The following is a 24,978-nucleotide window of genomic DNA, read 5'->3' as shown; positions in this document are numbered from 1 at the left end:
AACCTTTAAAATTTACATGCCTCTATGGTTACACTTAAACAGTTAGCAAAAGAATTGAATGTTTCAATTTCAACGGTTTCAAAAGCACTTAATAATAGTGACGAAATTGGTGAAGAGACCGTTAGACGTGTAAAAGAATTGGCAGAACTGTACAATTACAAGCCCAATAAAGTGGCACTTAGTTTAAAGCAGAATAAAACAAAAACTATCGGGGTTATTATTCCTAATATTTTAAACAGGTTTTTAGCTAAGGTGCTTTTTGGTATTGAACGTGAAGCAAGTAAGCATGGCTATAATATAATAACGTGTATTTCTAACGAATCTTTAGATAAAGAAAAAGAGAGTTTACAGTTATTGGCAAATGGGAGTGTTGATGGGTTTATACTTTCCGTTGCCCAAGAATCTCAGGTAAACAATGCAATAGAGCATTTTAAAAGAACCATTAGTCAAGGTCTGCCTATTGTTATGTTTGATAGAGTTGCCCATGATGTGATGTGTGATAAGGTAATTGTAGATGATTTTGATGCTACTTATAATGCTACAAAAAGCTTACTCGCTGAAAAAAGAAAAAACATTGCCTTTGTTAGTAATATAAATGATATTAGCGTTGGTAAATTACGGGAACGTGGTTATAATAAGGCCATTTTGGAAGATGCTGGGCAAGAACCAATAGTTTTAAAAATTAAGAAAAAGGATGATCATCAAAAGAAAATTAGGTCCTTTTTAAAGAAGAATAAAACGGTAGATGCTGTTATTGCTGCAGAAAGCTCATCAGGAATCATTGCGCTTAATATGGCCATAAATTTAGGGCGTAAAGTACCAAAAGATATGTCTGTTATAGCATTTGCAAGTAAATCTGATTCCAATCACACCTTTCCTAAGTTAACCACCATAAGGCAACATGCCAAGACTATTGGAGCCAATGCAGCAGAGCTACTTATTAATCGCATTCAAAGTGGTAGTTCGTCCAACGACGATAACAAAACTAAGATTGTCAAGACTAGCTTGATTAAGAACAAATCAACGCTGTAAATAGGATTATGCAGTTTATCGATGCGTTTTATCGGTAAAATAATACACTTTGTCGATTATTTTTCAACACGCACTGGATTTGCTATTATTTCGTATATGTAAATGGGCGACCAACTATTTTCCCTAAGTTCATTTCAAAATTAATTAATCCTTCTGGCTTTTTTTAAGTCAAAATCCCTCAAAAATAAGATAAATCTTGAAGCATATTGTGCTTTTGATTTTAAGTTAATTATCCATTTTCCCTCGTTTGAGATTTTGTTTTCCAAAACCTCGTTAGCATGCTATTTACATGTTTTAATTAAAGAGAAAAATAGTTTAACCTAATAATCAACATAATATGAAAGCCCTAAAAATTACCCTAGTTTTAGCAGTTATTTTCGCATCTTTAACTTCTTGTACTAAACAAGATTTATCTGAGGACGATGTTTTAATTGATGATACTGAAGCCTATTTTACAGGAGGGAAGTCTCAAGACGTATAAGAATAGAAACTCAATAAAGATTTTAACTCCTTAATTTATGATTAAGGAGTTTTTTTTTGATTATATATTATATACATTTGAGAGTTACTCAAATATTTTCAATTTGAAACTTTGCTTATCATATATTTTATTTTCTCTCTGTTTTTTTAGTTTTTGTCAAAATGATAGGGATTTGTTTTTAATAGATTCATTGAGAGAAAATATATATAATTTGAAGCAAAACGATTCTTTGGGAATAGCATTTAATAATTATAGTATTGGTCAAGTATATAGGAGTAATTTAGTAAGTGACAGTGCTTATGTTTATTATAATAGAGCAGAAAAAATATACAGAGAGCTAGAGGATAAATATAATCTTGCACGTACACTTTTTGGTATTGCAGTGATACAAACAAATGAAAAGGATTATACAGGAAGTGAAGTTACTTCTATTGAAGCCATTTCTCTTTTAGAATCCCTGACTGAATCAAACAACACAAGAAAATATAAATCATATATATATAATAATTTAGGCATTGTCTTTGACGAATTAGAGCAATATGATGAAGCGGTTAAGTACTATATTTTAGCACTTAAGCTTAAAAGAAGTTTGTCGGGAAATTTTCAAAATAGTATTTACAATACTTTAAATAATTTAGCTGATAGTTACAAACGGTCTGGTAATTATGATTTATCAATTAATACATACTTGCAAATTCTTGAAAATAAAGACCTAATTAGTGATAGACCCAATTTTTATGCTATGGTATTGAATAACTATGCAAATACATTGTATCTGTCTGGGGAAAATTCACACCTACCAAATATGTATCTTAGGGCGTTAAAAATTAGTGATAGTTTACATAAAGATAATTATAACTCAATCATCATTAGTCAACATTTAGCGGAGTATTATGATAAAATTGGCTTAAATGATTCTGCTCTATACTACGGCTATAAGGCAAAGAAAATTTCGGAAAAATATAATAATGATGATTTGCTTAAATCCTTGCTTTTGCTTTCTAAAATTGAAAAAGGTCAGAAAGCTGCTGATTTTCTAAGGACTTACGTAGAGTTGAGTGATAGTCTCCAGAAAAAAGAGAGAGCCATTCGTAATAAATTTGCCAGAATTCGTTTTGAAACCGATCAAATAGAGAAAGAAAATATCCAAATAGCCAAAGAGCGTCTTTGGCTCTTAATAGTTTCTGTTGTAGTGATTATAGCGTCTTTTCTATTGTATTTGGTAATTCATCAAAGAAATAAAAATAGAGAGTTACAGTTTGTCCAGAAGCAACAGGAGACAAATGAAGAGATTTATAACCTTATGCTTTCACAAAATGAGACCATTGAAGAGGCTAGAACCTTAGAGAAAAAAAGAATTTCAGAAGAGTTACATGATGGCGTTCTGGGCAGATTATTTGGCACGCGTTTAAGTTTGGATAGTTTAAATATGAATAACACCCCAGAAGCAATAAAAACTAGAGGACAGTATATAGAGAAATTGAAAACCATTGAAGAAGATATTAGAAAAGTGTCTCATGAGTTGAATACAGATTTTGTCTCAGGTTCTGGGTTTATAGATATTATTAAAACCTTAGTAGAAACCCAAACCCTAGCCTATAATTTAAAATATATATTAGAACATGACGACTCTATAAATTGGGATGATATGTCCAATAAAAAGAAAATCCATATCTATAGAATAATTCAAGAGTCTTTACATAATATTTACAAACATGCCAATGCTACTAAAGTTGATGTTGGCCTAAAACTTAAAAACAACGTAATTTACTTGACACTTGCCGATAACGGTGCCGGCTTTGATGTGAGTAAAGCCAAATCTGGTATTGGATTAAAGAACATGAACTCTAGGATTAATGAAATTAATGGAGAAATAGAAATAACTTCCGAAATTACAAAAGGCACTACTGTAAGCATAGAAATACCAATCCCCTAATTGCAAATTATGACAGAAAAGATTAAAATACTTATGATTGATGATCACCCAATGATTATAGAAGGGTATCAAAACACATTACTTTTTACAAAAAAAGAGAGTCAAGAGTTATTTGTTGATATAGCAAATAACTGTGATGAGGCACTCAAAGCCATGAATAAGTCTGTAGAAAATGAACGACCATATGATGTGTTGTTTGTTGATATAAGTTTGCCGCCCTCTTCAGATGGTTCTATGAGTTCTGGAGAAGATTTAGCGGAGTATGCTAGGAAGATATTGCCTAATGCCAAGATTATTATTTTAACGATGTTTAATGAGTCATTTAGAATTCATAATATTATAAAAACTATTGACCCAGAAGGTTTTTTAATAAAAAGTGACTTAACCTCCAATGAGCTTGCTAGTGCCTTCCAAGCGGTTTTAAATAATCCGCCGTTTTATAGTGGTACAGTAAATAGCCATATTAGAAAAACTATTGCAAGTGATATTGTAATTGATGATAAGAATAGAAAAATTCTTCACCTCTTATCTCAGGGTATTAAAACCAAAAACTTAGTGGCACATCTTGATATTTCTTTGAGTGCTATTGAAAAGCGTAAAAAACAGCTTAGAGAAATATTTGAAGTAAGCGATGGACAAGACGAAACCTTGTTAAGCGAAGCTAGAAAAAAAGGATTTGTGTAAGTGAATTTTTGTTAAAGTTATACGATGGCAAAATTTTTTAAAAAAATTCATATTTTTTTAGTTCGTAAAACCTTTGCCCTGTCTAACATCTACTTTTAACCCGTAATATAGTTACGGGTTTCCCGCAGTTTAAAAAGAAAGTATCTAGTTATATTTGTGTATCAACACTTCAAGAATTAATTAATCCCTCAATTATTTTTGTTGATAATAGCAATTTATAGACCCTGCGGAAGTGAGAGACCCGCAGGGTTTCTTTTTTAAAGATTCAAATAAAGTGTTTGTAGTCCCAAACTGTTTTAATGAAAAGCCCGAGGTAAATTATAGTAACTATAAACTTTATAAAGGTTGAGGTTAAGAAACCTATAAAAGAGCCAAAAGCCGCTTTGGTGGCTTTGCGAAAGTCATTTTTGTTTATCAACTCTCCAAGAAGAGCTCCTATAAAAGGACCTATAATAATGCCACCTGGAATAGGAGCAACGAGTCCAATAATAAGTCCAACAGAGGTGCCAATTATACCATATTTTGATCCGCCAAACCGTTTTGTGCCCAATGCAGGAATGATATAGTCTAACCCCCAAATTAATACAGCAATAACAAGAGTAATTATTAAAAAAGACTTATTCATAGGGATGGCATTGGTAAAATGCAGTGTAAGTAGCCCAATCCAACTAGTTAGAGGGCCAGGAATAATAGGCAAGAAGCTTCCTAGAATTCCAATTATCATGATAAGGGTACTTACGATTATTAATGCAATATCCATTTATAATATTTCTTTTTCAATAAGACGTTATGTCCAGTATTATGTTACAAATAGAAGAATATACATGTAAATTTTAGAATAAAATTGTACTTTTCAGTTTCAGTTGAAATTTATGAAGAAACTATGTGTTTTTATATGTGTTTTTGCACTCGTGTCTTGTGAATATTTTAACGTAAAAAAAACATCTTCAGAGGCTATATTAAATGAGGAATTGAAAACATTTAATTGGATTGATGTAGATGAGTATCCTAGTGTTTCTGCTTGCGATTCTATTTCAGGAAGAAAACAAAGGGCATGGTGTTTTGAGAATGCAATTGTTAATCACATTACCAAACATTTACAACGTGAAGTTATTGTTGTGACAAGAGATGTTAATGATACTATTTTTTTAAAATTTCAAGTAAACAGAGAAGGTCATTTAGCTTTGCTTGAAACTAAATTAGACTCCACGACCCTTGATGAAATCCCAGATATACATAAACTACTTTCTAGCAGTTTAGAGAACTTACCAAAAATATATCCAGCGAGTAAAAAGGGGCAATTAGTAACAACAGAATTTAGTTTGCCTATTATTATCAATGTGAAATAATAGCTTATCCTTTAAAAACTCGGTCTTTCCATTTATAACCAGAATATAAAGACAGAATTCCTACATAAATATTAAAAAAAGGGTAAATAAGGGACGCCGCAGGGTAAATACTAAGCGTATTCTTTTGACCAAAAAAAGCAGCCAGTTTGTAAAGCAATAAAAAATCTGTAATCAGTTTTATAATGAAAACGTTGATAAAAAGTTTGTAACCAGAAAAGTCTATAAAACAATTAAGGAAACTAAGAATTACAAAGAAGTTCATTAACAGAACAATTGTACCCGTAAGTTTACTCATGTTGCTATTTGAAGCTTTAGTTTTTGAAGCCCAACGGATACGTTGGGATAGAATTTTTTTTAGTGTAGGTTCGGAATGTGTTTTTACAACAGCCAGATTACTTTTTAAATAAGTCACCTTGTTAGGGTTATACCTAATAGCTTTTTCTAGGAAGAAAATATCATCACCACTTGCTATCTGGCTATTGCCATCAAACCCTTGTAATTCTTTGAAAAGAGTTTTTTGGTAAGCAAAATTGGCACCATTACAAAGAAAGGGTTTCTTAATACCAAACCCACCAATGGTAGCTCCCTGTAAACTTAGAATGTCTAAAGTTTGAAAGCTATTTAATAACTTGTTGTCATTAAAATAAGTTACTGGAGCAGCAATACATAAGGCATCTGATTGTTGTATAAATTGATCGAAGCTATCTAGCCAATATTTGGGTAGTATACAGTCGGCATCTGTAGTTACTATCCAAGGGTTTAAAGATGATTTAATCCCAGTTAAAATAGCATCTTTCTTTGGTGAAGCCGTAAGTCGAACGTTAGGAAGCCATGAAACATGTTTTTTCGATTGCCCAATAAATGATTCAACAAGGTTAACAGAGTTGTCTGTAGACGCATCATCAACCAATACAACTTCAAAAAGGTCAGAGGGATAATTTAATTCTTCAATCGATTTTAGTAAGGCAGGTAAATGAGAAGCTTCATTCCTAAAAGGAATAATAACACTAAATTTTGTTTTAGGAATTTTTGATTTGGGTATAAATAGCTCAATCTTATCATAACCATATATCAAACTGCCTATTAAAATTAGATAAGCCAAAGTAATAATAGCACCAAATAGCATCATAATACTTTAGAGGCTTTCATAGGTTTAAAACTTAATACATAGTAGCTCCCCAGAATACTTGGAAGAACAAAATTTAGAAGCCACATCAAAAAAGTTGTGCTAAGCACTACTAGTTCGTTAACTCCTATAAATGCAAAAAGGTACACGGCAACGCTTCCTTTAACAATAACATCAAATATAAATATGGAAGGAATTGCCGACGCCAATAAATACATAGCTGATATCATCATCATACCTTCTAAATAGTTAATATCGACTTTAAACAATATCAGAATAAAAAAAAATTGAAACGAAAAGGTAAAATAGCGCAAAACAGATAACAGTAATCCGTGAAAGCTGTTTTTTAAGGGGTAGTTTCTTAAAAATCTTTTTAGCCTAAACAGTAAGTTATCTAGTTTTAAGGTATTGTACTTGTAAGCTATGACGCCTATTATAGTGCCCAAAAGAATAAACGATGAAATAAATAGAACACGAAGGTCTATTTTTAAAATAGTGTTTTCGAAAATTGAAAAAAAAATGATTAAGCCGACTGCTCCAAAGCAAACGGTGGTTAGCATTTGAAGTATATTACTTAATAAAGTAATTAAAAGAACACGTTTTCTTAGGGAACTTATATAGTACAATGCCTTTGCACCATATTCCCCGATTCGATTTGGGGTAATCAATGATGCGGTTAGTGTTCCAAGGGATTGTTCTAAGGACGCTTTAAAAGATATAGGCTTTATTGGTGCAATTAAAATCTGCCATTTTTTTACTTCAAAGAACCAATTGAGCGTGCTTAGGGTTATTAGTACTATGCAGTTATTTATGGTAAATAAGTTGCTTTTATTTATAAAGTACTTAAAATCATTTAAGAATGCCGTATTTGAGGAAAATTTGTAATAAATAAAGCCAAACGCAGCAAATACAATGCTTAGTTTAATAAGCACAAAAAAGAATTGTTTAGTTTTGTGGGAATAGGTCAACATCTTAACTTTTGCAAAGTAAACCAATATTACTGAATGATATTAAAATTTAAAAATAATCCTAAAAAGTTACTGTGGGTTATGTTGTGTTTTTGTTCTTTTTTAGCGTTCTCTCAAAATGATACTCGTACAATAAAAGCGCAATTTGGTTTAGGAATTAATAGTCCATCTCAAAACGGATTTGTAGATGGATTTCAGTCAAACGCCATTAATTTTCCAACAGTCAATTTAGGGCTTCAGTATATGTTTGCTTCAAGGATAGGTGCTAAGTTGGATTTAGGATTTAATAGATTTTCTAATGCAGATAATAGCATGGAGTTTAAAACAAATTATACAAGAATTAATGGTCAGCTAGTTTACGATTTATCTGGAACCATTAATATTTCGCGTAGAATAGGGACTTTTGTTCATGCAGGCCCGGGTATTTCAATAATCAAACCCTTAGGTAATTATGGAGCCAATAATACGTCGTTTTTAAATGCTGTAGCCGGGGTTGAGGTTCACTATGGTATTTCAGAAAAACTGTCCTTATACTTAGATACCTCATATATATTTGGATTTGGTAAAGAATTTAATCCGGTTACTAGTGGATTTGGATCCTTTAACGGTAATTTATTAACTGTAACTATTGGGGCGAATATTTCGTTAAGCGGTTGTTACTATTGTGGAGACTAATGCAGGAAAGAATTATTTTAGGAATTGATCCAGGAACTACCATTATGGGGTTTGGCCTTATAAAAGTAGTTGGCAAAAAGATGCAGTTTTTACAGCTAAATGAGTTAGACTTGAAAAAATATAGCGATCATTATTTAAAGCTAAAACTTATTTTTGAACGCACTGTTGAGCTGATAGATACGCATAACCCAGATGAAATTGCCATTGAAGCTCCTTTTTTTGGTAAAAATGTTCAGAGTATGCTTAAACTTGGAAGAGCACAAGGAGTAGCCATGGCTGCTGGTTTAAGCAGACAAATACCTATAACAGAATACTTGCCAAAAAAAATTAAAATGGCTATTACGGGTAATGGTAATGCAAGCAAAGAGCAAGTTGCTAAAATGCTGCAGAGCCAATTGGGGATTAAAAATTTGCCAAAAAATTTGGATGCCACGGATGGTTTGGCGGCAGCGGTGTGTCATTTCTATAATTCTGGTAGGCTCGATGTGGGGAAAAGTTATTCAGGATGGGAGGCATTTGTAAAGCAGAATCCAAATAAGATTGGTAACAGTTAAAATGGCTGGTATATACATACATATTCCATTTTGTAAACAGGCCTGTTTTTATTGCGATTTTCATTTTTCTACCTCTATTAAAAAAAAGGATGATTTAGTACAGTGTTTGATAAAAGAGCTGGAATTAAGGAAAGAAGAGTTTATTGGTGAAACAGTAGAAACCATTTATTTTGGTGGAGGAACACCATCCTTGTTATCAAATGAAGAGTTGTGTCGCATTATAGAATCAATATATCTAGATTTCAAAGTTGCAGATACTCCCGAGATTACTCTCGAAGCTAATCCAGACGATTTAACATCGTATCGAATAAAACAATTAGAGAATACACCTATTAATAGGTTAAGTATAGGAGTTCAATCTTTTTTTGATGACGATTTGAAGCAAATGAATCGAGCTCATAATGCAAAAGAGTCGAAACATTGTTTAGCGGAGGCTTCATATTTTTTTGAGAATATTACCATAGATCTTATTTACGGTATTCCAAATATGAGTCAAGATAAATGGGAAGCTAATTTGGATCAAGCGTTTAGTTTTTATGTGAACCATATCTCAAGTTATGCTTTAACACTAGAGCCAAAAACCGCATTAGAGGCTTTCGTAAAAAAGGGCATTTACCCACCGCTAGATGATAATTTAGCGCTTCAGCATTTTAAAACACTAATAGAGAAGACACAAGAACGGGGTTTTGTGCATTATGAAATTTCAAATTTTGGAAAGCCTAATTATTTTTCAAAACATAATACCAGTTATTGGCAGGGGAAGGCTTATTTAGGAATAGGGCCATCGGCACATTCCTTTAACAGAAACAACCGAAGTTGGAATATTTCAAATAACTCAAAATATATACAATCGATCAAAAATAACACTTTGCCCAAAACCACCGAGTTGCTGTCTAAAAAAGATCGGTATAACGAATATGTAATGACTGGCCTGCGCACTATATGGGGAGTTTCCTTTAGTAAGGTAGAGCAAGAGTTTGGATTGGAATACCTTCAACATTTAAAAGCATCATCAAAAGTATTCTTAAGCCAGAGCTTATTAGAAGTAAACTCAACAATGGGTGACAATTCATTAGATAATGATTATTTGAAAACGACCGAAAAAGGAAAATTTTTAGTTGATGGAATCGCTTCAGATTTGTTTATGATTTGATTATATTTGAGTATGATCGCAGCTATTCAATATAATTCCAGAAAAATTCAAGTAGATTTAAGTAAACCTCTAGACCTTTCTATGCCACTCAGGGCATCCAGTAGTAATGTTAACGCTTGGTATGTAGGTGCCCCACGAATAGAACCTGAAAAAGATGGCGATTGGGTGGCTAGTGTAAAAAATGGGGCTTGTATAAATTTTAACAATATCTATTTTAATCCACATGCTCATGGTACGCATACAGAATGCGTAGGTCATATTACCGAAAAAGTACACGCTATAAACGACCATTTAAAAACATTTTTCTTTTTGGCAGAAGTAATTACAGTGGCACCAGAACGACTAGAGGAAGATCGTGTAATTTCAAAAAAGCAAATACAGTTTGCGCTAGGAAATAAAAAGCGTGATGCCGTAATAATCAGAACCATTCCAAATACTAGAGATAAATTTACCCGGCAGTACTCTAATACAAATCCACCGTATTTGATGAGAGACGCAGCCATTTATTTACGTGAAAAAGGTGTAAAACATTTACTTATAGACTTACCAAGTATTGATAAAGAAAAAGATAACTGCGAGCTATTGGCACATAATGCATTTTGGAATACTAATGGCCGAATGCGTATGGATGCTACCATAACAGAGCTTATATATGTTTCAAATAAGATTGAAGACGGTATGTATATTTTAAATCTACAGATTGCTCCTTTTGAAAATGATGCGGCACCGAGTAAGCCAATCTTATACAAAATTATAAATTAGCATGGATGCAATTTTAGGGATCTTAATTGGCGCTTTATTGGGTTGGGGGTTACTAGCCTATTATCAAGCTATCAAACAAAAGCAATTAGTAGATTCTCAATCTACCATCCTGTTAGATAAGATTAGAACAGTATGCAAACTTATAACTGTTGAGGGTGACTTTGCAGAAATTTATCATTATCAAGATGTTAAACAGCGGTTACTAAAAATGGTGTCTAGCAGAAAAAAAGCCTTAGTCGTTATAAATGCCAAGGCGCATGTAGGGTTTGACTTGTCTAAAATTAAGTTGAGAGCCGATAATAGCAAAAAGAAGATTGTCTTAGAAGCTTTCCCACAGCCAGAAGTGTTATCAATTGAAACAAACTTAAATTACTACGACAAATCTGATGGCTTGTTTAATAAGTTTGATGCTTCAGACTTAACAGGGTTGCAAAAAGAAGCGAAACTTCATATTCAAGAAAAAATTCCTGAAAGTGGCCTTATAGAAGCCGCTCAAAAAGAAGCCCTAGAGGCAGTGCTTTTAATTGAAACTATAGTAGAAACGATAGGTTGGAAACTCGATTATTCTGATTTTAAAATAGAGGAACATAAAACGGTTACACTTAAAAAATGATGGATATTGAGCATATTCGATCTTACTGCTTGAGTAAAAAGGGCACTTCTGAAAGTTTTCCTTTTGATGAGGATACGCTAGTTTTTAAGGTGCTAGATAAGATGTTTGCCTTGGTTTCCATTAAAAAATGGGAAGAAGGTCAGCCTGCCATTAACCTAAAGGCAGACCCCGATTATTCTATTGAGCTTCGTGAAGACTACCAGTCGATTCGTCCAGGGTTTCACATGAGTAAAAAGCATTGGAACACGCTTTACCTTAGTGAAGGCGAATTAACACCTCCGTTGGTTAAAGATCTCATTGATCATTCCTATACAATGGTTGTAAAGGGTATGACTAAGAAAATGAGAGAAAGCCTTGCTATGTTATAAAACCCGCGTAATTGTTTTAAGAATTCATCATAACAGAGACAGTTCTGCAAAAAAGAGTCTCTGTATTTAGTGATAGCAAGCTTGCTGTTGTTGTATTATAATGTATTATTGTAAAATAAAAATCATATAAATGAGCGTATTACAAACTTTAATAGATAGAAGTAATAATTGCTGCGAGTTATGTACTTCAGCGCAAGATTTAAAGCAGTATACGATTCCTCCTTCATTAAACGAAAATGTTGCTAATGATATATTGGTATGTAAAACGTGCTTAGATCAAATAGAAGGCCATGTAACTATGAATCCAAATCATTGGCGTTGTTTAAATGATAGTATGTGGAGTGAGCATGTGGCAGTTCAAATTATGGCATGGCGCATGCTGCAGAGGTTAAGAGATGAAGGATGGCCAAAAGACTTACTTGATATGATGTATCTTGATGGTGATGCTTTGGCTCTGGCTAGGGCAACAGGAGAGGATAAAGATGACAGTGAAAAGATAATTCATAGAGATGTTAATGGGGTTGTTCTTGAAAATGGAGATTCTGTAGTTCTGGTTAAAGACCTAAAAGTAAAGGGTTCCAGTATGGTCGCTAAGCAAGGGACTGCAATTAGAAATATTAGACTAGACAGAGGTAATCAGGATTATATTGAAGGCAAAGTTGCAGGTCAACACATTGTAATTATTACCCAGTACGTTAAAAAAACTTAATAATCTTTTTGCTTTTTAAACAAACCAAGACTAAAAGGGAACATAAAAACCAAGAACAGGTATCTACCAGTTATTAAACCATATATGGTAATCAAAGCTAAGACAATCATGATAAGTATCTTATATCTATGTTTCATATTAGTTTATTAAAAGGTAGTCTATTTATCCACTTCTGGGTTTATGACCTGATTTCATGTTTCGAAGAAGCGAAGGTTCTTATGAAGAGGTGTCTGCAATAATTTTCCATTCGCCATTTATATTCTTAAAAATAATCATAAAAATACCATCGGCATTTCCAACCTCTCTTTTAATATGATATTCTCCTAACACATAATAAGCGCCTTCACTAATTTTTGTAATATCGTTGATTCTAAAACTTAATTTTCCTGTATGCGCTTCAGTAGGATAGGCCTTTTGGTACCGTTCTAAAGTGTTTTCCCATCCATGGGTAATACCATTAGCACCGTAAAATTTAAGAGAATCGCTTTTCCAGTAACCATCCATAAAACCTTCAAGGTCGTTATTAGACCAAGCGATTCTTTGTTTTTTTAAAACTTTATTTATGGCTTTTATGTCTGCTTCTTGATTGCTTTGGCTATAGCTGTTTAAGGCTAAAAGTAAGGTAAGGGCGATAAGTAGTTGCTTCATTTAAAATTTAAGTAAGTACAGTTTATGCTGGTAAATGTAATAAATTCTTCAGTTTTAAGGTTACTCATCGATAAAATTGACATTAAGATAAGTTTTGTCTGAGGTAAAAATCTATTTGTCGAAAAAATTGTGTACTAACACGTTAAGTTTTTTACTTTTAACTCGCAATCATAGGATTGTTCTCCCTCAAATTTAGCTATTAACCTTTTAAAATTACTTAATTATGGATTTACAAATTACTAACTGCAACAATTTTTTTAAAATAAAAGGTGTTCTTAATAAGACCAGTATTGACCTATTTCAAAATAAGTTTAATGATATTTTTGATAAGGTAGACGATCTTACTATTAGTATTAAGGATATTGAAAGTATGGACAAAGTTGGTGTGTCTGCTATTGCTAGACTGCATGAAGAGGCACTCATGAAAAACAAGCGATTTTCAATTATTGGTTATGGTTGTAAAGAACTTTACGATCATTTCAAAACAAGCACAGCTGCCTAATATTTTTAAAGAATCTTTTTTTGTTGTTTGTAAAATGCATCTGCTTGAAGTTGCATAAGCTCACGTGCTTTTTTTCGTTTATAGTTATATAAATCGTCCTCTTGTTTGATGTCGCGATATATACGATCGTTTATGTTATATTCGGCCTTAAGTATTGCATCTCTTTGATAGCCGTTTTGAATAACATTTGTTTTTAAAGCGGTTTCATTATCCTCTAACTTAAGGTCGTAAGCACCTCTTGGAGAAAGGAGTTTGGCTATAATAGGCGAGGTCTCGATGGCTAAAAACAACAAGAATATAAAGAATGATGGAAGCCATGGTAAGTGGTTTAAGGCATTCACGCGGGCCATTAAGCCGTCGAAGTTATTAATAATAGGTTGCGAATTACCAACCTCTAAGTTGTAATTTCTTTTTAAGTAAGTAATGTCGTTTTCTTTAGCTATTATTTTTAGTCTGTTGTCTGCTTTGAGTTGATTTAGTTCTGCCAAGAGCGCGTCATGCTTTTCTCGTTTTTCTTTATAGACGGGACCTTTACCCAATAATTTTGTTCCAGATGTGCCCTCGGCTTCAGCAATATAGGTATTATACAAATTGTTAACTTCAGCCTCTTTTCTATAAACCTCATTTTTTAGAAGATTAATTTCATTGTTGACTGCTTGAATTTTTGGTGTAAACTGTTCTGAAATTTGGTTTTTGTTAGCCAAGGTCATTTCATTTTTCTGTTCTAAAAGTACTTGATTGATTTCTTTTTCAAAGAGTTTTAATTCTAATGGTTTTGAAATGACTATCGCAATTATAATAGCCAAAATTATTCTTGGAGAGGCCTGAATAAGTTCGTTAATGGTATTTCCAGTTTTTTTAATGGTAGATACAATAAAACGGTCTAAATTAAATATGAGAAGGCCCCAGATAAGTCCGAAAAAGATAGCGGGATATATCGTATCGAAAACGGTAAATAGAGCATAGCTTGAAGCTATAAAAGCCATGATGGCAGTAAAAAAAACGGTAGCTCCTATTCCAGCGTATTTATTTTGTTCTCCTTTGGAACATTGTTCCAAAACATCGGTATCTGCCCCAGAGCAGATAATAAAAAATTGCTTTAACATTGGTGTTTATTTTGATTGATGATTGACTATTAGAACGTTAAAGTCATAGATATGTTACATGTTTTAGCAAAAAAAGACCTGTTAGGTTTTTAAAACCTAACAGGTCAGATAAAAATATTATTATGATTTGTTAAAGAAGTTGTTTTAGTTTTTTTTCTTTTCTGTACTTCTTTTTATTGTATCTATACTGATTTTAGTAGTTTGTTTGTATTTATATACAGTGTCTTGAGTAGGAGTAATGCTCTGTTTTCTATTGATAAAATCTTGAATTTGAGAAGCAGAATCGGCCTCAATAGAAGAAATTAAAAGTTTAGATTTTTTGATTTCATTTCTAAGATTAACTAAATATTTTCCAGTAGTATGTCCTTCAATTTTAACCTTGATAGATAATTTATCTTTAATTCTGAAATTGTATCCTTTGTCTATGATTTTTTCATCTATAAATTGATTTTTTATTTCAATAATTTTATGGGAAAGTGTATTTAAATTAACTTTTTGAGAATCTACGAATATATCTCCACTCTCATATATAAGAATATTTATGTAATATTTTTGCGAAGAGTTTGATTCCTTTGTGTTATGCTGCTTTGTATGGTCTAATTGTAATCTTGGATTAGCAGGTGTTAGAAATTTTGAGTACTCACTTTCTTTGACCTTAGATGCTGATGGCGGTGGAGTAGGAATATCTGATTGTTCTCCTTTTTTGACTTTTGGAGAATTTGGAGGTGGTGGCGGATAATTAGGTAATGGTTGCGCATTATTTTTTTGACTTTCGCTCATTAAACTAAATAAATATTCCAAACGTTTTATGTCTTTTAATTTGATAATGCGTTTGTTTTGAGGTTTCTTATTATATTTTTTAGCTAGAACATTATATTCATCCACTTGCTTTTTAGTAGCGCCATTTTGTTTATCCGAACTTTCAATAGCAAAAGGTTTATTTCCTTTTGCACGAATTATTTCTTGGTTATAAGTTACAATGCGATGAAAGCCATAATCAAGAACCGAATTGTAAATAAACCATACTTCTTCATCTGAAACTATTTTCTGGTCGTTAACATGAATATTTATTATTTGATTACGAATTTCGGGGGAAATGTCTTGATGTAATTTGTTAACTGTTGATACAAATGTTGCTTTGGTGGCAGTAATACCGTCTATCTTATAAGTGCCGTTTTCAAATACTTCCACTTCAATAATTCTGGCAATATGACGCATTTCTAGGTTTTCTGTAGCTATGTATTTTTCTGTTTTTTTGTGAGCACTAAAACTGTAGATTAGAATGGCTAATAAAGGAAAAAGTATAAGACTCCTAACCCATATTTGTGTTTTTGATGTGTTTGCGTTCATAACTGTAAATCGTTTTTTGATTAATGAATAATTTATGGCATTTACCAATTGATTTGGAGAGGCATTTGATGAGAATGCCAATAATAATTGTTGGTATTGCTTTATGTTTGATCCACTCTTAATAACAGCTTGGTCAGCCAAAAATTCATGATTAAGCTTTATGTCTTTTTTAATAAAATACAGTAAAGGATTAAACCAAAATACTATTTGAAGCAGTTCAATAAATAAGATATCTATGGCATGTTTTTGTCTAGCATGAACTTGCTCATGCAAAAGAATCTCAGTTGGTATAAGGTTGCTTTCGAATTTGCTTTTATTGAGGAATATAAAGTTGAAAAAAGTGTGAGGATGTATTAAATCATTTAAAAGCACAATATTGAATCTATCAGTTTTAAATTTTTGGCTTTTTTCTATTTTTTGAACAATTTCATATAGATTTTTAAAAAACCGATACGAAAAAGTAATAACACCAATACCATAAATACTCCATAAAATTGTTGGTAAATAATTTTTTGGTTGTATGATTTCTGGAGAGAAAACTTGTGATTGATTCATAAATTCTGTGCTAGTATCAAAACTTACGGGTTCAACCAAAATATACTTAGTAAATGTGATAAACGGAATACCTATTGAAATTAAAATTGTAACAATTAGATAGAATCGTTTAAAAGTATGTGCGCTCGTTTGTTCTAAACAAAATTTATAAAACAACATAAAAGTAGCTAAACAAGCACTGGATTTTAATAGGAGTAAAAGCATAACTATTTATTTTTAATCTCATTGTCAATTAAGGCTTTTAAATCTTCTAGCTCCTCTTTTGTTAGATTGGTTTCTTTGGTGAAAAAGGATGCAAATTGAGACGCACTATCGTTAAAAAAGTTTTTTATTAATCCATTTACATGTTTGGAGAAATAATCTTTCTTTTTTACCAAAGGGTAATATTGTCTAGATTTTCCAAACAGGTTATAATCGATAAAACCTTTGTCTGTCATGCGTTTAAGTAGTGTAGCAATGGTTGTGTTAGCAGGTTTTGGTTCTGGGTAAACGTCTAATAACTCTTTCATAAAAGCTTTTTCAAGTTTCCAGAGGTGATTCATTAGGTCCTCTTCTGTTTTTGATAGTTTCATATTCTACAATGTTAGAATTGTTTCTACAAATGTAGAATAAATATTTTTATTCTACAAGTGTAGAGGTAAAAGAGTGTGGACTATGCTTTATTAGACCGAATACTTTCTATAATGACTGTGCTCAAAATCAAGCTGCCACCAATAAAGGTGTTAATGGTAGGAATTTCATTTAAGAAAAAATAAGCCATGATGATTCCAAAAATGGGTTGCGCGCTTCCTATTATACTTGCTGTACTTACCGAGAAATGCTTTAAACTGCTTATAAATAAAGAATGTCCTAAGGCTGTGGTGACTAAACCTAGTATTAAAAGAAATGGCAGTTGAGTGCGTACCTGCTCCATATTTATATTGATTAAAACAGGTATTAACAGCACTGTAACTATGATGCATTGTTGCATCATTAATACGGTACCATTATACTGAGACACATGTCTTTTTAAAATAAGATTTCGTAAAGAATAGCAGAAGGCCGAAAATACCCCTAAGAGTATGCCTCGCAAATACGTGCTCTCAAAATTTATTTCTGGAGCAAGGATGTATATGCCGAGTAAAACCATAAACCCCAATAGCACATGTATGGGATTTAATTTTTTTTTTGTAAAAAAAGGCTCTAGTAAAGCCGTTATTACAGGGAATGTAAACATGGAAAGCATACCAATAGCAACATTACTCAATTTTAAAGCTAAGAAATAGGTCACCCAATGCGCACCTAACAATATACCTCCTAAAATAATGGTAGGCATATCTTTTCTGGATTTTAGCGTAATACTAAGCTTCTTAAATTTACAGAATAAGAATAAAAACACTGCTGCTAAAGCACTTCTAAACCATATAATTAAAGGTGTTGGTAGATCAATATATTTACCTAGTACACCTGATGTGCTTATAAATAAGGTTGCAAGGCCTAATAGTAATAGGTGATTGGTATGTTGGTTTTTCATGAGATACGCTAATTTATCCTAGCGATAGTAAGAGTTAATTTCTGGCAGACTTCGTTTTCAGGCAAAACTATAAATAGATAACACAATGCTCGTTATTTTGATAAGGCAGTAAAATGTTTATAGAACAAAGGAATAGTTTCTATGCCTTTAAGGTAATTCCAAATACCAAAATGTTCGTTTGGGGAATGAATAGCGTCGCTATCTAACCCAAAGCCCATTAAAATAGTTTTGCTCTTTAATTCGTGTTCAAAAAGAGATACTATAGGAATACTGCCACCGCTGCGCTGTGGTATAGGTATTTTTCCAAAGGTTTGCTCGTAAGCTTTGCTTGCTGCTTGATAACCTATACTGTTTATTGGGGTTACATACCCTTGCCCACCGTGGTGTGGTTTTACTTTTATTTTAACGCCTTTAGGGGCTATGTTTTCAAAGTGCGTTTTAAAGAGTTTTGTTATTTCTTCCCAATCTTGATTGGGTACTAATCGCATCGAGATTTTTGCGTAAGCCTTACTTGGAATGACCGTTTTGGCGCCTTCACCAGTATAACCACCCCATATACCGTTAACATCAAGAGTGGGCCTTATAGAGTTTCTTTCGTTTGTGCTGTATCCCGATTCGCCATATACGTCATCAATATCTAAGGCTTTTTTATAGCTTTCTATCGAAAAAGGAGCTTTAGCCATTTCTGCCCGTTCGGCTTTAGAGAGTTCTTCAACCTTATTATAAAACCCTGGGATGGTAATCCGATTGCTATCGTCATGTAAGGACGCTATCATTGTAGTGAGAATATTGATTGGGTTCGCAACAGCCCCACCATAAAGTCCTGAGTGTAAATCTCTATTGGGGCCAGTCACCTCTACTTCAACATAACTTAAACCTCGGAGCCCTGTTGTTATAGACGGGGTGTTATTGGCAATCATTCCTGTATCTGAAATGAGAATAACATCATTTTTTAATTTTTCATGATTCTGTTTTATAAAGGTGCTAAGGTTTGCGCTACCTACTTCTTCTTCGCCTTCAATCATAAACTTCACATTGCATGGAAGTTGGTTGGTGGCTGTCATAAATTCCAAAGCTTTAACATGCATATAAAGTTGACCTTTATCATCACAAGCGCCACGCGCAAAAATAGCGCCGTCTGGATGTCTTTCCGTAGTTTTTACAACCGGCTCAAAAGGAGGAGAATCCCACAAATCGATGGGGTCTGGTGGTTGTACATCGTAATGCCCATAAACTAAAACAGTTGGTAAGCTCGGGTTAATTATTTTTTCTCCAAAAACAACGGGGTATCCAGCTGTTTCACATATCTCCACATGGTCACAGCCTGCCTGCTGTAAGCTCGTTTTTATAGCTTCTGCGGTTTTCAGAACCTCGTTTTTAAAGGCTGGATCGGCGCTAATAGATGGAATTTTTAGGAGTTCAATAAGTTCGGTTATAAATCGGCTTTTATGTTTGGCAATGTATGTTTGTATTTGATTCATGGACGTACAATAAAGAATAATACCAAAAGTATAAAAAAGGAAGTTTTTTGACACCATAAAGTTTGCAATTTAAAAATGTTGTTTATATTTGCAGTCCTTTTGCGGGCGTGGTGGAATTGGTAGACACGCTAGACTTAGGAATTAAACAAGAAAAAGTTCTTAAAATTTTTAAAAAGCGGGTGTGGTGGAATTGGTAGACACGCCAGACTTAGGATCTGGTGCCGCGAGGTGTGGGAGTTCGAGTCTCCCCACCCGCACTTTTTAAATTCAATTTTAAACAAAAAAGCTTCTCAATTTTGGGGAGCTTTTTTTTGTTTGGGTACAACATAGGTACAACATTTTGGACTTTTCTGTCTTGAAATTTAATTCCTCGTAGTTTGATGTCATTTAGCTTCAAGCGTTATTATTTATCTTTTCATATCATATTTTTTGAAGAACTGAAGTAATACTGTAAAGAGAGCATCGCTATTCTTAAAAATTAGATTCAGGAATTGAGTGATTAGCTTTCAAATTTTAGAGAAGAGCTGACATTTATGTCGGATCTTTTTTTATTCAAAACTCTTAAATGTCGCTTATTTACAACATAATCATTATATTTGTCGTTAATAAGCGACAATATGAATTCAAAGAAAGCAATAATACTTCCTAAATATCAGAAGATATTTGATGGTATAGGCGAAAATATCAAACTGGCTCGTAAGCGCAGAAAGCTGACAACAGAACAGGTTTCGGAACGTGCGGGCGTTCACCGGGCTACGCTGCATCGAATCGAAAAAGGCGACTCATCGGTGGCTATAGGCCTATATTTTAATGTGCTGAGAGTATTGAATCTTGAAAACGATTTTTCAAAAATTGCCCAAGATGATGAATTCGGTCGCAAACTTCAAGACTTGGATTTATTATAGGGTATGGCAAAGGGAAAATTTGATATTTATGTATATGCTGACTGGGTTGGACTAAATGGTCCAATTCAAGTAGGTGTGCTATCGGCGCATTTCGCGAAAGCAAAAAAAGCCTTCAGTTTTGAGTATAACAAAGATTGGTTGGACAAAGGTCTTTACCAAAGCCTTGACCCAGATATTGCATTCTATTCAGGACCTCAATATCCTACCGATAAGGGAAATTTTGGAATATTCTTGGACAGTATGCCCGACACTTGGGGGAAGACTCTGATGAAACGGCGAGAAGCGCAAGACGCAAGGGAGCGTGACGAAGAAGCAAGAACATTGTACGAAATCGACTATTTGCTAGGAGTTTATGATGAAAGTAGAATGGGTGCACTTCGCTTCAAGACAGATATGAAAGGCCCATTTTTGGATGATGATGACAAGAACCCTACTCCACCTTGGTCTTCCCTTGGTGATTTACAAAAAGCCGTTGAACAGCTTGAAAACGATACCCAAAATGAAGAAACAAGACAATGGTTGGCCGTATTAATAGCTCCAGGTTCATCATTGGGTGGTGCACGACCAAAAGCAAACATCTTAGGAATAGATAAAAGTCTATGGATTGCAAAATTTCCTTCAAAGACCGATACTTTGGATAAGGCGGCCTGGGAATATCTGGCCTATAAATTGGCGACCACCTGCGGTATAGAAATGGCCGAATCAAAAATCGAAAAGATTTCGAGCTCTTATCATACCTTCCTCACCAAACGTTTTGACCGTTCAGTAGATGGTCGGATCCATTTTGCATCGGCAATGACAATGACCGGAAACAATGAGGAAACGCTTAAAACCAAAGCAGCAAGTTATCTTGATATTGTTGACGTCATCGAGAATTATGGAACCAATGTTGAATCCAATTTGCATCAACTATGGCGCAGGATAGTTTTCAATATCGCCATATCGAACACGGATGACCACCTACGGAATCATGGATTCATACTAAACGAAAAAGGTTGGGAACTATCACCTGCTTATGACCTAAACCCTTCCATTGAAAAGGACGGGTTGGCACTCAATATAGATATGGATGACAATTCCTTGGATTTTGAACTAGCAAAGAGTGTTGGGGAATTTTTTCGCTTAAGCGAAGATGAAATGGATGGCATTATCAATGAGGTTGTTACCGTTGTGCAGGATTGGAAGACGGTTGCTAAGAGGTTGGGGATAAAAAATTTAGAAATGGAATTAATGGCAGGAGCATTTAAAACAACCTAACTACAATAGAATTATGAGTAAAACAGGGAGTGTGTTTTCAATGGGAAGTGGCGGAACTACTTACCAGCATCATGTGCAAGCTGCATACCTTCTTGTAATGATACTTCGGATTGAAATGCCTCTCGTGGCTAAAGACAAAATATGTGAAGTTGCTTTTCAAACCACTAGTAGAGGTTATGCTACGGATGATTTGATGGTTATGGTTGATTTAGGAAATTCAGAAACTCAGAAGATTCTGGGTCAAGAGCCCGTAAAAATCTTCATTTGATTTCTGAAAAAGGGAGAAAGAATTGGAAAAAAGAAACTTTGTATCCTACCTATGTACTTGCCCAAATATCCCATAAAAATGATACTGTTTAGTTGCTGAATTATTTTATTTGAATTATTGATAAATGCAATTTGTGAAATAGGTTCATAAAATTATTAAAACATAATCCACTCAGCACATTCCCCTACATTACATTCCGGGCAAAGGGCTTCACTTCAATTGTCTTGGACACAATCCTCTATTTCGGCTTTCCATTCTGCTAACCCTTTCCGCTTGGTCTGGGAAATAACGCTACATTCCCTAGCCAAAATAGGGGATTAAGTCCGCCTTATAAGTGGAAAGCCACCACCTTGGTTTTCTTGACGGTATTTATGGCAAGGACTTTTTGAGTCCCTGCCCAAAAATCCCTAAAAACCAAAACGCTGTCTTACACATTTTAAGGGGTTTATAATGGATGAAGCGGATCATCGAAAACAGGTATCACATAACCAATACAAATTTAGCTATGCTTTTCATTTTATTTAACTGTCTATGCGCTGAAACCTAATCATATTTAACTGTTTGTTATCAAGGACAAATTAGAATAGAAGGAAACACCTTGATTTATGGATGTGTTTTCAATTTCTCTATTTAGCTTCCATATAATTAAGCAAAATGAAATTGAGGCAAACTGTGATTTTTAAGGAAATAATATTTAGTGTAAACTTTCTTTGGCCATATTCAAAAGCACTACGTCAAAATAGTTTTGAGAGATAATATTAAAACTTTGAAGTTCTAATAGGAGTTTTGTTGTTAAGGATAATGGTGAAATTTTGCCTTCTGATAATTTTTAGATTAAATATCTAGCGTGTTTTAGGATTTTAAAATTACCAATGTGTAGAGTTTCTAAGCTCTTAAACTAAACAAAGGTTCATGTTAAAAATAATTTTATCACACAGGTGCAACATAGGTACGGCAAATGTATAGTTTAGATGGTTTTAATGGGCTCTTAATGGAATCAATGAAATGTAAATTACTGAAAACCAAAACATTTATCTCCGGATAAATTGTGCCGCTAGCCTTAGGATATAAACAAGAAAAAGTTCTTAAATTTTTAAAAAGCGGGTGTGGTGGAATTGGTAGACGCGCCAGACTTAGGATCTAGTGCCGCGAGGTGTGAGAGTTCGAGTCTCTCCGCCCGCACTTTACAAAAGGAAAAGCCGAAGTTAATCTTCGGCTTTTTTTATTATATTCTCCTCATAAATAATTTTACCTTTAACTTAGCTTTAGCTACTTAATGTTTGCCAGTATCAATTTGTTAATTTTTTAAATGTATCTCATTACATGATCAAGAAATTATTTAAAATTATTTTAATAATAGGGCTGTTGTTTGTTATTATTTCTAAAGGGTTAGAGATGTGGCTAGAATCAAGCTTTGAGACTCAAATCAACACCAACCCTAAGCGTTCTTACAATATAATTTATGAGGATTTTAATCTCGATAATTTCTTTACTGGAGTTACGCTTACAGAGTTAAAAATAGAACCTTTAAATAGGAGAGGTGGTTCGGTTGTTACAGGCCATGTTGATTATGCCACATTAAATGGATTTAAGTGGGTGCAATTCTTACTGGGAAAAAGACTAAATATTCACGAGATTGCTTTTAATAAACCAGTTTTTAAAGTCGAGGTTGCCCAAGATACCACAAAAAATAAGGGAGGTAAGGGCTTACAGGTCATGTTTGGAGATATATTATCTCGTGCAGATTTAAAAAGTTTTAGTTTAAAACAAGGGGCAGTAGTTTTTACCGATGCTCAAACTAAGGACACCATTAGTAATATTAAGCGTGTCGATATTGAAGCTACTGAAATTGAAACAGATGCCTTGCTGTTTACGCATCTTATTCCTTTTAAAATGGGAAATATTAAAGTTAATATTGAAGGAGTCAATATCCAATTAAGTAATAGTGCCTTCTTAAACTTAGGAAGTTTTAATTACAATCTTAAAAAGAAGGAAGTCTTGCTTCAAGAGGTCGAACTCGGCTATACAAAAAGTTGGGTTGCTGTTAGTAATGAAATTGGCTTTCAAAATGATGTAATTGAGTTTGATGTAAAAGAAATAGGAATTCACAACTTAGAACCTTCTACCGAGTTTTATACGGAATTAGATATTGATGCGACATCTGTAACCATTGATGGACTCAATATAAAACTTCAAAGGAATAAAAATTTATCAAGACCCAAAGATGCTAAAAAGCCTATGTTTAAAGGTATGGTAAATGCTATTCCTTTGGATTTAGAATTAGATTCATTAACAATAACCAATTCCTCCCTGTCTTATGGAGAGCTGGGGTTAAATAAATCTAAAACAGGGTATATCGTGTTAGAAAATATAAATGGAATTATAGAGGGCGTAACCAATAAAGCGAACCACCAAAAAGAGGTCGAGTCATTGCGAGCTGCTATCAGTACCAATTTAGAAAACAAAGCCGTATTAAATTTTGATTTAACTGCTCCTTATGATCAAGATGTATTCGAACTTGATGTTGAAGTGAACCATATGAAATTTTCAGATTTTAATAGTGCTTTAAAGCCTCTGGTTGGGGTTGAAATGTTATCGGGGCACATTGCGCGCATCAAGTATCATATGAAAGCAGATAGTATCCGGTCTAAAAACCATTTAGTTTTTGATTACCAAGATTTGAAATTAGAAGTACTTAAAGAACAGCCACATGATAAACCCAAGCGGAAGACATTTGAATCGGCTATTGCTAATGCAGCTATTCACGCTCGAAATATGCCTGGTGATAAAAAATATGGTACAGCTACCTACTCATACCCCCGAAATATCTACAGATCTCCAATAAATTATATAGTCCAAGGATTGATTGAAGGGTTTACCTATATTGTTCCCAAAAAAGGGATTCAAAATTTATTGCACAAAGACAAGCATAAAAAGAAAAAAAGATGATTGTTTACCCATGCTTTTAATTAATTGGGAAAAA

The 24,978-nt window shown here is 33.5% G+C and carries 26 protein-coding genes and 2 tRNA genes; 19 read left to right on the top strand and 9 right to left on the bottom strand.

Going from position 1 to position 24,978, the window contains the following annotated elements:
* Nucleotides 1-24: 24 nt before the first annotated feature.
* The 4 genes from E5D58_RS02960 to E5D58_RS02950 all read left to right on the top strand — a co-directional run bounded on the left by E5D58_RS02960 (nt 25) and on the right by E5D58_RS02950 (nt 4,133).
* Complete coding sequence (locus tag E5D58_RS02960; protein ID WP_136480325.1) at nt 25-1,032, top strand: LacI family DNA-binding transcriptional regulator; 1,008 nt, start codon at nt 25-27, stop codon at nt 1,030-1,032.
* Nucleotides 1,033-1,369: 337 nt separating this feature from the next.
* Entirely contained in the window at nt 1,370-1,513 is a 144-nt protein-coding gene (locus E5D58_RS14910) for a hypothetical protein (protein WP_168796615.1), read from the top strand.
* Nucleotides 1,514-1,724: 211 nt separating this feature from the next.
* The gene (locus E5D58_RS02955) at nt 1,725-3,449 is read left to right on the top strand and encodes a tetratricopeptide repeat-containing sensor histidine kinase (RefSeq protein WP_168796614.1); all 1,725 of its coding nucleotides are present in this window, start codon (nt 1,725-1,727) and stop codon (nt 3,447-3,449) included.
* 9 nt (nt 3,450-3,458) lie between these two features.
* Nucleotides 3,459-4,133 (top strand): response regulator, encoded by a 675-nt coding sequence (locus E5D58_RS02950; RefSeq protein WP_136480323.1) that lies wholly within the window; start codon nt 3,459-3,461, stop codon nt 4,131-4,133.
* Nucleotides 4,134-4,398: 265 nt separating this feature from the next.
* Here the strand turns inward: E5D58_RS02950 and E5D58_RS02945 are convergent, their stop codons facing one another.
* Nucleotides 4,399-4,893 carry a DUF456 domain-containing protein gene (locus E5D58_RS02945; protein ID WP_136480322.1) on the bottom strand — a complete coding sequence of 165 codons (495 nt, stop codon included), beginning with the start codon at nt 4,891-4,893 and terminating at the stop codon, nt 4,399-4,401.
* Between the two features lie 112 nt (nt 4,894-5,005).
* Here E5D58_RS02945 and E5D58_RS02940 point away from each other — a divergent pair, with 112 nt between their 5' ends.
* Nucleotides 5,006-5,482, top strand: a complete 477-nt coding sequence (locus E5D58_RS02940; RefSeq protein WP_136480321.1) for a hypothetical protein — start codon at nt 5,006-5,008, stop codon at nt 5,480-5,482.
* A 4-nt stretch (nt 5,483-5,486) separates the two neighbouring features.
* Here E5D58_RS02940 and E5D58_RS02935 read toward each other — a convergent pair whose 3' ends face one another.
* The gene (locus E5D58_RS02935; RefSeq protein WP_136480320.1) at nt 5,487-6,611 is read right to left on the bottom strand and encodes a glycosyltransferase; all 1,125 of its coding nucleotides are present in this window, start codon (nt 6,609-6,611) and stop codon (nt 5,487-5,489) included.
* Nucleotides 6,608-7,540, bottom strand: coding sequence for a hypothetical protein (locus E5D58_RS02930; RefSeq protein WP_235835823.1), 933 nt, complete (start codon nt 7,538-7,540; stop codon nt 6,608-6,610). The genes E5D58_RS02935 and E5D58_RS02930 overlap by 4 nt, the downstream gene beginning before the upstream one ends.
* A 72-nt stretch (nt 7,541-7,612) precedes the next feature.
* Between E5D58_RS02930 and E5D58_RS02925 the strand changes: the two genes are divergently transcribed.
* The 7 genes from E5D58_RS02925 (at nt 7,613) to E5D58_RS02895 (ending at nt 12,410) form a co-directional block, all read left to right on the top strand.
* Nucleotides 7,613-8,251 carry an outer membrane beta-barrel protein gene (locus E5D58_RS02925; RefSeq protein ID WP_136480318.1) on the top strand — a complete coding sequence of 213 codons (639 nt, stop codon included), beginning with the start codon at nt 7,613-7,615 and terminating at the stop codon, nt 8,249-8,251.
* Nucleotides 8,251-8,805 (top strand): crossover junction endodeoxyribonuclease RuvC, encoded by a 555-nt coding sequence (gene ruvC, locus E5D58_RS02920; RefSeq protein ID WP_136480317.1) that lies wholly within the window; start codon nt 8,251-8,253, stop codon nt 8,803-8,805. Before E5D58_RS02925 ends, ruvC begins: the two co-directional genes overlap by 1 nt.
* A gap of 1 nt (nt 8,806) precedes the next feature.
* On the top strand, nt 8,807-9,958 hold the full coding sequence (gene hemW, locus E5D58_RS02915; RefSeq protein ID WP_136480316.1) for a radical SAM family heme chaperone HemW: 1,152 nt from the start codon (nt 8,807-8,809) through the stop codon (nt 9,956-9,958).
* A 12-nt stretch (nt 9,959-9,970) separates the two neighbouring features.
* Nucleotides 9,971-10,720, top strand: a complete 750-nt coding sequence (locus tag E5D58_RS02910; protein ID WP_136480315.1) for a cyclase family protein — start codon at nt 9,971-9,973, stop codon at nt 10,718-10,720.
* 1 nt (nt 10,721) lies between these two features.
* Nucleotides 10,722-11,333: a DUF4230 domain-containing protein gene (locus E5D58_RS02905; protein WP_136480314.1), complete on the top strand. Its 612-nt coding sequence runs from the start codon at nt 10,722-10,724 to the stop codon at nt 11,331-11,333.
* Nucleotides 11,333-11,701, top strand: coding sequence for an MmcQ/YjbR family DNA-binding protein (locus E5D58_RS02900; RefSeq protein WP_136480517.1), 369 nt, complete (start codon nt 11,333-11,335; stop codon nt 11,699-11,701). Before E5D58_RS02905 ends, E5D58_RS02900 begins: the two co-directional genes overlap by 1 nt.
* Before the next feature lie 130 nt (nt 11,702-11,831).
* A complete protein-coding gene (locus E5D58_RS02895; RefSeq protein ID WP_136480313.1) occupies nt 11,832-12,410 on the top strand; it encodes a PhnA domain-containing protein in 579 nt (192 codons plus the stop codon).
* 216 nt (nt 12,411-12,626) lie between these two features.
* Here the strand turns inward: E5D58_RS02895 and E5D58_RS02890 are convergent, their stop codons facing one another.
* A complete protein-coding gene (locus tag E5D58_RS02890; protein ID WP_136480312.1) occupies nt 12,627-13,058 on the bottom strand; it encodes a YybH family protein in 432 nt (143 codons plus the stop codon).
* Between the two features lie 223 nt (nt 13,059-13,281).
* Here E5D58_RS02890 and E5D58_RS02885 point away from each other — a divergent pair, with 223 nt between their 5' ends.
* Nucleotides 13,282-13,560 (top strand): hypothetical protein, encoded by a 279-nt coding sequence (locus E5D58_RS02885; RefSeq protein WP_136480311.1) that lies wholly within the window; start codon nt 13,282-13,284, stop codon nt 13,558-13,560.
* Between the two features lie 5 nt (nt 13,561-13,565).
* Here the strand turns inward: E5D58_RS02885 and E5D58_RS02880 are convergent, their stop codons facing one another.
* From E5D58_RS02880 to E5D58_RS02860, 5 genes are all read right to left on the bottom strand, one after another.
* Complete coding sequence (locus E5D58_RS02880) at nt 13,566-14,666, bottom strand: DUF4407 domain-containing protein (protein ID WP_136480310.1); 1,101 nt, start codon at nt 14,664-14,666, stop codon at nt 13,566-13,568.
* Nucleotides 14,667-14,810: 144 nt separating this feature from the next.
* Nucleotides 14,811-16,730, bottom strand: coding sequence for a M56 family metallopeptidase (locus E5D58_RS02875; protein WP_168796613.1), 1,920 nt, complete (start codon nt 16,728-16,730; stop codon nt 14,811-14,813).
* 47 nt (nt 16,731-16,777) lie between these two features.
* Nucleotides 16,778-17,143, bottom strand: a complete 366-nt coding sequence (locus E5D58_RS02870; protein WP_136480308.1) for a BlaI/MecI/CopY family transcriptional regulator — start codon at nt 17,141-17,143, stop codon at nt 16,778-16,780.
* An 80-nt stretch (nt 17,144-17,223) separates the two neighbouring features.
* Nucleotides 17,224-18,084, bottom strand: a complete 861-nt coding sequence (locus E5D58_RS02865) for a DMT family transporter (protein WP_136480307.1) — start codon at nt 18,082-18,084, stop codon at nt 17,224-17,226.
* 92 nt (nt 18,085-18,176) lie between these two features.
* Nucleotides 18,177-19,565, bottom strand: a complete 1,389-nt coding sequence (locus tag E5D58_RS02860) for a dipeptidase (RefSeq protein WP_136480306.1) — start codon at nt 19,563-19,565, stop codon at nt 18,177-18,179.
* 175 nt (nt 19,566-19,740) lie between these two features.
* On the opposite strand from E5D58_RS02860, the gene E5D58_RS02855 reads away from it, so the two are divergent.
* From E5D58_RS02855 to E5D58_RS02830, 6 genes are all read left to right on the top strand, one after another.
* A tRNA-Leu gene (locus E5D58_RS02855) sits at nt 19,741-19,822 on the top strand.
* 360 nt (nt 19,823-20,182) lie between these two features.
* Entirely contained in the window at nt 20,183-20,470 is a 288-nt protein-coding gene (locus E5D58_RS02850; protein WP_136480305.1) for a helix-turn-helix transcriptional regulator, read from the top strand.
* A gap of 3 nt (nt 20,471-20,473) precedes the next feature.
* Entirely contained in the window at nt 20,474-21,727 is a 1,254-nt protein-coding gene (locus tag E5D58_RS02845; protein ID WP_136480304.1) for a type II toxin-antitoxin system HipA family toxin, read from the top strand.
* A gap of 13 nt (nt 21,728-21,740) precedes the next feature.
* Nucleotides 21,741-21,995 carry a hypothetical protein gene (locus E5D58_RS02840; protein ID WP_136480303.1) on the top strand — a complete coding sequence of 85 codons (255 nt, stop codon included), beginning with the start codon at nt 21,741-21,743 and terminating at the stop codon, nt 21,993-21,995.
* A gap of 1,100 nt (nt 21,996-23,095) precedes the next feature.
* A tRNA-Leu gene (locus tag E5D58_RS02835) sits at nt 23,096-23,177 on the top strand.
* A 141-nt stretch (nt 23,178-23,318) separates the two neighbouring features.
* Nucleotides 23,319-24,944, top strand: a complete 1,626-nt coding sequence (locus tag E5D58_RS02830; protein ID WP_136480302.1) for an AsmA family protein — start codon at nt 23,319-23,321, stop codon at nt 24,942-24,944.
* Nucleotides 24,945-24,978 lie beyond the last annotated feature (34 nt).

This window comes from Cognatitamlana onchidii, from assembly GCF_004804355.1.
Classification (GTDB): Bacteria; Bacteroidota; Bacteroidia; order Flavobacteriales; family Flavobacteriaceae; genus Cognatitamlana; species Cognatitamlana onchidii.
This window is presented reverse-complemented; position numbering and strand designations above follow the sequence as displayed.